This is a genomic window from Desulfosporosinus sp. FKB, assembly GCF_002196705.1.
Lineage (GTDB): Bacteria > Bacillota > Desulfitobacteriia > Desulfitobacteriales > Desulfitobacteriaceae > Desulfosporosinus.
The window spans coordinates 1-7,539 of the sequence record NZ_NADJ01000003.1 but is presented as its reverse complement, the minus strand read 5'-3'; the positions used below and the strand labels follow the sequence as shown (position 1 = coordinate 7,539).

General features: G+C 43.2%; 5 protein-coding genes, 15 tRNA genes and 1 rRNA gene. 3 read left to right on the top strand and 18 right to left on the bottom strand.

Features of this window, described 5'->3' with window-relative positions:
- A partial coding sequence (locus B5Y67_RS25545; protein WP_207652380.1) for a hypothetical protein occupies positions 1-227 on the top strand: 227 nt, incomplete at its 5' end.
- A 306-nt stretch (positions 228-533) separates the two neighbouring features.
- Here B5Y67_RS25545 and B5Y67_RS00370 read toward each other — a convergent pair.
- The 16 genes from B5Y67_RS00370 to B5Y67_RS00295 form a co-directional block, all read right to left on the bottom strand.
- A tRNA-Gly gene (locus B5Y67_RS00370) sits at positions 534-607 on the bottom strand.
- 5 nt (positions 608-612) lie between these two features.
- Positions 613-689: transfer RNA gene (locus tag B5Y67_RS00365), tRNA-Ile, on the bottom strand.
- 1 nt (position 690) lies between these two features.
- Positions 691-765, bottom strand: a tRNA-Asn gene (locus B5Y67_RS00360).
- A gap of 7 nt (positions 766-772) precedes the next feature.
- Positions 773-863 (bottom strand) — tRNA-Ser (locus B5Y67_RS00355).
- 16 nt (positions 864-879) lie between these two features.
- Positions 880-964, bottom strand: a tRNA-Leu gene (locus B5Y67_RS00350).
- Between the two features lie 6 nt (positions 965-970).
- Positions 971-1,046, bottom strand: a tRNA-Thr gene (locus B5Y67_RS00345).
- Between the two features lie 15 nt (positions 1,047-1,061).
- Positions 1,062-1,138 (bottom strand) — tRNA-Arg (locus B5Y67_RS00340).
- Positions 1,139-1,143: 5 nt separating this feature from the next.
- Positions 1,144-1,218: transfer RNA gene (locus B5Y67_RS00335), tRNA-Gly, on the bottom strand.
- 6 nt (positions 1,219-1,224) lie between these two features.
- Positions 1,225-1,300: transfer RNA gene (locus B5Y67_RS00330), tRNA-Lys, on the bottom strand.
- A 4-nt stretch (positions 1,301-1,304) separates the two neighbouring features.
- Positions 1,305-1,379: transfer RNA gene (locus B5Y67_RS00325), tRNA-Gln, on the bottom strand.
- A 38-nt stretch (positions 1,380-1,417) separates the two neighbouring features.
- Positions 1,418-1,492: transfer RNA gene (locus B5Y67_RS00320), tRNA-Met, on the bottom strand.
- Positions 1,493-1,509: 17 nt separating this feature from the next.
- A tRNA-Tyr gene (locus B5Y67_RS00315) sits at positions 1,510-1,593 on the bottom strand.
- A 20-nt stretch (positions 1,594-1,613) separates the two neighbouring features.
- Positions 1,614-1,689, bottom strand: a tRNA-Asp gene (locus B5Y67_RS00310).
- 8 nt (positions 1,690-1,697) lie between these two features.
- Positions 1,698-1,773: transfer RNA gene (locus tag B5Y67_RS00305), tRNA-Val, on the bottom strand.
- A 19-nt stretch (positions 1,774-1,792) separates the two neighbouring features.
- Positions 1,793-1,868: transfer RNA gene (locus tag B5Y67_RS00300), tRNA-Glu, on the bottom strand.
- 312 nt (positions 1,869-2,180) lie between these two features.
- Entirely contained in the window at positions 2,181-2,456 is a 276-nt protein-coding gene (locus tag B5Y67_RS00295; RefSeq protein WP_242975764.1) for a transposase, read from the bottom strand.
- Positions 2,457-2,702: 246 nt separating this feature from the next.
- Between B5Y67_RS00295 and B5Y67_RS00290 the strand changes: the two genes are divergently transcribed.
- Both B5Y67_RS00290 and B5Y67_RS00285 read left to right on the top strand, forming a co-directional pair.
- Entirely contained in the window at positions 2,703-3,986 is a 1,284-nt protein-coding gene (locus B5Y67_RS00290) for a multiheme c-type cytochrome (RefSeq protein ID WP_088224616.1), read from the top strand.
- A gap of 15 nt (positions 3,987-4,001) precedes the next feature.
- On the top strand, positions 4,002-4,889 hold the full coding sequence (locus B5Y67_RS00285; protein WP_088224615.1) for a hypothetical protein: 888 nt from the start codon (positions 4,002-4,004) through the stop codon (positions 4,887-4,889).
- Between the two features lie 608 nt (positions 4,890-5,497).
- Here the strand turns inward: B5Y67_RS00285 and B5Y67_RS00280 are convergent.
- Both B5Y67_RS00280 and rrf read right to left on the bottom strand, forming a co-directional pair.
- The gene (locus B5Y67_RS00280) at positions 5,498-6,166 is read right to left on the bottom strand and encodes a Crp/Fnr family transcriptional regulator (protein ID WP_088224614.1); all 669 of its coding nucleotides are present in this window, start codon (positions 6,164-6,166) and stop codon (positions 5,498-5,500) included.
- A gap of 1,265 nt (positions 6,167-7,431) precedes the next feature.
- Positions 7,432-7,539: ribosomal RNA gene (rrf, locus tag B5Y67_RS00265) — 5S ribosomal RNA — on the bottom strand; the annotation flags it as partial.

Here is a 7,539-nt window from a genome sequence, read left to right as displayed (position 1 = left end):
AAACTCTCCAAAAAAGTTATCTCACTTCTTTAAAGAAGATGATATCTGCTCATGATTTCATGATTCTTTTGAAACTCTTGCGAGTTTCTCTCATTGGCTGTCCTTGTTGTTTAGTTTTCAAAGACCAGTGTATCCCTAACTTGAAATTCAGAAGAATTTCAAGTTACAATCCGCAGAAGTGCTTATTGTATCTTAAATACTGTATTACCGTGTCCTGCGGCGCTTAACTATAATAGCATTTTTAAAGTCTCTTTGTCAACCATTATATGCAATATATTTTTTTGTGTTCATCATTTTTTTAATCGCCTATTGGCGGGCCTCCCACAAACAGGGCGCGTTTATGTTGTGTATGATTCATATAAATCGGGATCATACGTCCGGCGATCTTTAATACATTCAGCTGAACTCGAAAAAATGTCAATCGAAACTCAATTCAACAGGTGGAAAGGATACATAGATAGGCTATTATCTTGAAAGACTATTAACAACCACAAAATATAAAACCGCACTATGCTAGTGCGGTAATTCTCTTATGGAGCGGGTGATGGGAATCGGACCCACGTAGCTAGCTTGGAAGGCTAGTGCTCTACCATTGAGCTACACCCGCATATTTGGTAGCAGGGGGGGGATTTGAACCCTCGGATGAGCGGGTATGAACCGCTTGCCTTAGACCTCTTGGCTACCCTGCCATGGCTCCCCGAGTAGGACTCGAACCTACAACCTACCGGTTAACAGCCGGTTGCTCCACCATTGAGCTATCGAGGAATATATATGGCGGAGAAGGAGGGATTTGAACCCTCGCGGCAGTTACCCACCCTAACGGTTTAGCAAACCGTCCTCTTCAGCCACTTGAGTACTTCTCCACAGTATTTACGTGGTTGGTGCGGAAGACGGGACTTGAACCCGTACGGTGTTACCCACACGCCCCTCAAACGTGCGCGTCTGCCAGTTACGCCACTCCCGCAATAAATGGAGCCATTGACCGGGATTGAACCGGTGACCTTATCCTTACCAAGGATACGCTCTACCAACTGAGCTACAACGGCAAATTCTTTAATGAATGGTGCGCTCGGAGAGATTCGAACTCCCGGCCTTCTGATTCGTAGTCAGACGCTCTATCCAGCTGGGCTACGAGCGCACATTTGGAGCGGGTGACGAGATTCGAACTCGCGACTTTCACCTTGGCAAGGTGACACTCTACCACTGAGTTACACCCGCGAGTATTGGTGAGCCATCCGCGACTCGAACGCGGGACACCCTGATTAAAAGTCAGGTGCTCTACCGACTGAGCTAATGGCTCACTATGGCTGGGGTGGCTGGATTCGAACCAACGAATGCCAGAGTCAAAGTCTGGTGCCTTACCGCTTGGCGACACCCCAATATATTATTAAGCTAGGATTTCCTAGACTCAATAGCTTGGTTGCGGGGGCCGGATTTGAACCGACGACCTTCGGGTTATGAGCCCGACGAGCTACCGCTGCTCCACCCCGCGTCGAGAGTGATAATAAATGGTGGGCAGGGATGGATTCGAACCATCGTACCTCGCGGAACAGATTTACAGTCTGTCGCCTTTAACCACTCGGCCACCTACCCATTGTTTATTTAGTTAAATATGGCGACCCCGATCGGAATTGAACCGACGATCTCCTGCGTGACAGGCAGGCATGTTAACCGCTACACCACGGGGCCACAAATATTGGTGGGCGATGACAGGTTCGAACTGCCGACATCCTGCTTGTAAGGCAGGCGCTCTACCAGCTGAGCTAATCACCCGAGAACCCAAGATTCAATTTGGTGACCCGTACGGGATTCGAACCCGTGTAGCCGCCGTGAAAGGGCGATGTCTTAGACCGCTTGACCAACGGGCCACTGTTTTTCGGAACTTTTTTAGTATAGCCGAAGCTAATAAAAATGTCAACAACTTTTCGATATTTTTTTTATGAAGTTCAATCATTGTTTTTCAAACCCTGTGAACCTCCTCTACCTACACTTCGTTAAGAACGAATACACTGTTTTCGCCGTAGGATAGGGGCTTCCGGCAAGCCCAAAATCCATGTCTCAAGGATATCCCGTTAGAGATGCCTCACCCGATAGGCGTGAGTCCATCATTTCGGTAAGACCGGCAACTCTATGCATTTGCCGCATACAGGCCAGGTTCATGGCTTCTACTACTTCTTGCCTTAGGCAATCCGTAGATACTTTGGCTCTTCTACATATAGTTCTCGAAACACCCCATATTTGTAGTTGCTCAAGATATTCTTAGCTCCGTGTATATCACGGTGTTCTCGATATCCACAAGTACACCTGTAATTTCTGGAGGAGGTTTTCTTTCTTCTCCCACAAACAGGGCATGTTTGTGTTGTATAGGATTCATCGACCTTTTGGAGGCTAATCCCTTCAACTGCCAATTTATAGTGTAGGTACGTAGTGGTTCGTCCAAAATGCCACTGAGACATTTTTTGATTGATCTTAACCACCACCTCAACCATTCGTTCGCGTTATCCTTATTTTACCACAACAAGAACGAATTTAGAACGGGTGTTCTGCAATAATTGGGGGGGCGGCGATTCATCTCGCCACCTGTAGAGGATGGGAGTCTTCTGGCCGCAAAAAGATAAAAAAAGTATATTCTTCATGACAAAAGAAATACTACCGACAACTAAACACGGTTTAAAGGAGGTGCTTCGGTAAAACCGAGCTATATGAGGCACAATAACTTCTGGAGGAACCTAATTTTAGCATTAATTATTACTGTAGGACTGGGATACTTATTTTCAATATGGAATGCTTCTAATTCCAATAGAATTAATCCCACCTCTCCTTCCTTTGCGGGGAACGGCGGAAGTTGTCTTTCCTGTCATAACCAAACTACTCCCGGGGTTGTTAAACAATATGGTGAGAGTCAACATGCTGCCAATAAAGTAGCTTGTATTGATTGTCATCGCGGAGATCCGGGTGGAAAACAGACCGTTAACCACTATGATAATAATATTGTCCTCCACCCAACACCTCAAAGCTGTTCCCGCTGTCATCCTGCTCAAGCTGCTCAATTTGACCACAGTAGGCATAGTGCACCTGCTTGGTATTCCCAAACCGGCGCTTCCGCTTTTACAGATCAACAACTTAAACGTTATGGCCTTTCGTCGACAGGCAAGTATAATGATCTTTATCATATGGAAGGACCGGATATTACTAAAATGGCCTGTGAAGTGTGTCACGGTATCGGTAAGCCGAACGCTGACGGGTCATTCGGGGACTGTGCGAAATGCCATCAAGGCCATTCTTTTTCCTTAGCGCAAGTCCGTAAGCCAGAAATATGTGGGTCTTGCCACCTAGGACCAGATCATCCTCAGAAGGAAATTTACGAAGAATCAATTCATGGAACGATTTATGCCAATAAGGGCTCAACCTGGGCCTGGAATGCACCGGTCGGAACTCTGTCCAGTAAAAACTTTGATGCTCCAACATGCGCTATTTGCCATATGGCTGCTTTTGGAGCCGCACAAGGGACCCATGACGTTGGACAACGTCTTAGTTGGACACTAACACCAGCTCAAGCCCAAAAACGAAATAATTGGGAAACGAATCGTATTAACATGCAAACTGTTTGTTTGGAATGTCATTCTGAATCTTCGATTAAGACTTTATATGACAATGCTGACACAGTAGTTTTGAAAGGCAATGAAAATATTAAAACCGCTCAGGATATTATCAAAGGCTTGAAGGATGACAGGTTAATTCCTGCAGCTCCTTTCTCCAGTTCTATTGACTTTAAAGGTTTCGAAATTTGGCACCATGAAGGACGACGTATGAGATTTGGTGCTTTCATGAACGGTCCTGATTACGTACAATGGCATGGAATCTATGAACAACTAATTGATCTGACTGAGCTAAAAGAACAAAATGCCGCACTGAGAAGTAAAGGAACAATAAATACGGCCTCCACTCAAGATACAAGTAAATCGACTAAAGCAGAAGGTCAGTAAAAAGGAGAATCGTCTATGAAATCCATATCTATGAGGCGCTATTCTTATCAATGGATCACCCGGCAAGCTCTCCAGATACCAATTGACAAAACGCGCCTCCTCCTTTTTTTTCTATGTATTAACTATCTGATTGTTTTTGTTGATGTTTTAATTGCTCATGCTGAAAACCGCTTTATTCCCAGCTACGAATGGATTCCAATTATTTTCTCCCCGATAGCAGCTCTTAGCACCATCTATTTGCTTCTAAAGCCCAAAGCAGGATTCCCTAAGTATCTTAACATTTTGATTCACTCTCTGGGAGCTTTGATCGGGATCCTGGGCTTTGGCTTTCATCTTCAAGCTGCTTCGGCGGGAGATAACGTCACTTATGCGGGATTGATAAGCGGGAACCCCGTATTTGCTCCCTTAGCTTTTGTTGCTTTAGGGAGCATTGGCATAATAACTTCCCTTGATGACCATCCAGCCAATCGAAAGTATAACCTTACTCAAAAAACCCGTTGGCTGCTTCTGGCAACCTCATTCTGGTTTCTGGCCACAGCCTTAGTCGCCTACTTTGACCATGCCCGCACAGGTTTCGAAAATCTCTACACATGGTTTCCATTTTATGTTGGAATTTTTGCAGCATTAGTTTTATTTTTTCAAAGCTATAGTTATTACGAACGAGGGTTATCTGCCCTTTTAGGCGTTACCATGGTAATAAGCTTTATCATAGGATTAATGGGATTCTCTTTTCACCTTACTGCTGATTTGGCAGGGCGTGGTGTCATTCAATGGTCCAGAGTCTTTTATCAAGCTCCAGGCTTAGCTCCACTTTTATTTTGTGATTTGGGTCTATGGGGAATTCTTGTATTTTTGGATCCCCTTAAAGAAAGCCCTGATCCTGGTATCAATAGCCAATTCTAATTGAGAACTAAAATTCCGCCTACAATCAAGTTTGAACTATAGCCTAAATTCAAAGAGCTATTTTGCTTTAAAATGTGCTAAAAATGGAGAATAGCGTTTTTGCCCACTTTAATTCATGAAATTGAATCAAATCTAATAATCCAAATAAACGAACAGCCACTTTATAGAGCTAACATTTTGGCCAAATGTTGCAATATATAGTGGCTGTTTATAAAAACTATTCGTAAAACTGATCGAAAAGCTTATCCTATTCGTATTTCTTGTTAAGATACTTTTCCTTCAAACAAATAGTTGAAATAGAAGATGGCACAAGATGCACATTTCATCTCAAGTACCCCTCTTAACAAAAACTTCCGGATTATTACGATGACTATCCTTAATTGAAGTATAACAAATTACAGTTGATCTTTTGGTCATTATCTTGACCTTTAATCAAGGATAATTTAACATGATTTACTAGATCTTTTCATCACAAATGAAAGTTGGTTATCATCCATACGTCCTGATTTCCCGGAGAGCCCTTGAGAGCAAAAAAAACGCAATCTGCCAATTGCTAGAAGAAAAATCATAGACATAAAAAATAAGACTAGCATTTTGCTAGTCTGTCTCTAAACAATCCATTTCATTAATTTTTCTGCATCGAGAATGTACATTTCTCGCCCTTCAATAGATATACTGTTTTCTTGCTTAAACGTATTGAGCAGCGAAGTTACGGTTTGTCTAGTAGTTCCTATCATACAGGCTATCTCTTCATGTGTTAAGCGTAATGCAATCTTTGTTCCCGCTTCAGTTTCAACCCCTGCTCGCTCGGACATTTTCAATAATAACATCGCAAGTCTACCAGGTACTTGCCAACATACCATTTCCTGAATGATAGCCTCTGCTTCTCGCATTCTTATGCCTAAAGTAGTAGCAACCTTTATTGCTATAGTTGGTTGTTTTTCAAGCAATTCCTCAAAACGTGATTTGCGCACAACAACTAAAATTGAATCACTGATCGCTCCAGCAAAACAAGTGCGCTCTCCATGATACAAAGTTTCAGCGAGTCCCATAAGCTGACCAGGACTCCGCATGCTTCCAACTGTGACTTTCCTGCCGTCCGGGGTAATTCGGTAAATCTTAACGAACCCCTTCTCAATTAAATAAATTCTATCAGCAGTATCCCCAGCGGAGAAAATAATCTGACCCTTTTGATAATGATTGAGTGTACCATATTCTCTAATGAGGTTTTTTTCGTCCTCATCAAAAGCCAAAGCGTCATAATTAATATTTTCCATATTATTATTCCCCCATACAATAACAGTTTAACACACTTCTAGTAAAAGATCCTATAAATAATATTTAAACATTGCCCACTTTCTCTTTTTAAGTTGGAAAATATATTCTTTATTAATAATTAAAAAATTCTTAAAGCTTTAAGCCTTTAAGGCTCTTGTATCTTTTTGATATACACTTTGGAGTCACAAACGTATACTTAATTGGGCAAGTTAAACGAAATAAGTCAAATTAAATCTCTGTTCCACATTATTATCTTGCGGACAAATCGCTCATTTTCATTAATGCCTACCCTTCCCAGAATATATAAGTGAACTCGTCTAGCTAAAGCTGAACATCTGGGCTTTGGTGGGGGCCTCTACCACCGAAGTAAACCTTTTCATAATCGATAATAATTTGAAACACTCCCTACATTCGCACTCTAATCTTAAAAATATTTCGCTTCTCATTGAAAAAACATTCTCAAACGGCTTTAGTTTCTGATTCCAGACATATCTTCTGCGAGCAAGACTAAGGCAGAAATATCATAATCGCCCTTGCCTGTATACCGTGCGGAAGCCACAGATCTTTCTGATCACTTGAAGATTTTACTTTACGTTTGGGTAGGATGCTGACCAGTTTCCTTGTCTTCCCTAACTGTAAATCCCCATAGTAAACTTTCACCACTAAGTGAATCGCCACGCATGACGCACAAACAAGCGATTCGATAGTCTCCGATGGAGCCTTTCGCCACACGGCGTCCCGTGACGCAGACTCCTGCAGTGTGGATCCTTAACTTCTATGTTCGATATACGAAAAGCACGAAAGCCTCCGGTGGAGGGTTTCGCCGAGCCACCAACCCCAGAGAATCACTTCGTGACGAAGGACGAGGTTTTCGCCACATTGCGACTTGTGACACATTCTCCAGCAATGTGGATCCGAACGGGTGGAACCCCGGTAAGTATCTTTTATTTCGTTCATGAAACACAGATAGACTGCCTATTGGCAGTCTATCGTTTGTTTTACCTGGCGATGACCTACTTTCCCAGGGGCAATGCCNTTACCTGGCGATGACCTACTTTCCCAGGGGCAATGCCCCAAGTATTCTCGGCCCTGGAGGTCTTAACTTCCGTGTTCGATATACGAAAAGCGGACGAGCTTTTCGCCACGCTGCGTCCCGATACGCATTCTCCTGCAGCGTGGATCGAACGGGTGGAACCCCGGTAGCCTTCTTTCATTTCTTTCATAAACACAGATAGACTGCCTATCGGCAGTCTATCGCTTGTTTACCTGGCGATGACCTACTTTCCCAGGGGCTATGCCCCAAGTATTCTCGGCCCTGGAGGTCTTAACTTCCGTGTTCGATATGGGAACGGGTGGAACCCCTCCGGCATGA

Coding starts and splice junctions, on each gene's coding strand:
- B5Y67_RS00285 (WP_088224615.1), top strand. CDS start 4,002: ATGAAATCCATATCTATGAGGCGCTATTCTTATCAATGGATCACCCGG.
- B5Y67_RS00295 (WP_242975764.1), bottom strand. CDS start 2,456: ATGTCTCAGTGGCATTTTGGACGAACCACTACGTACCTACACTATAAA.
- B5Y67_RS00280 (WP_088224614.1), bottom strand. CDS start 6,166: ATGGAAAATATTAATTATGACGCTTTGGCTTTTGATGAGGACGAAAAA.
- B5Y67_RS00290 (WP_088224616.1), top strand. CDS start 2,703: ATGAGGCACAATAACTTCTGGAGGAACCTAATTTTAGCATTAATTATT.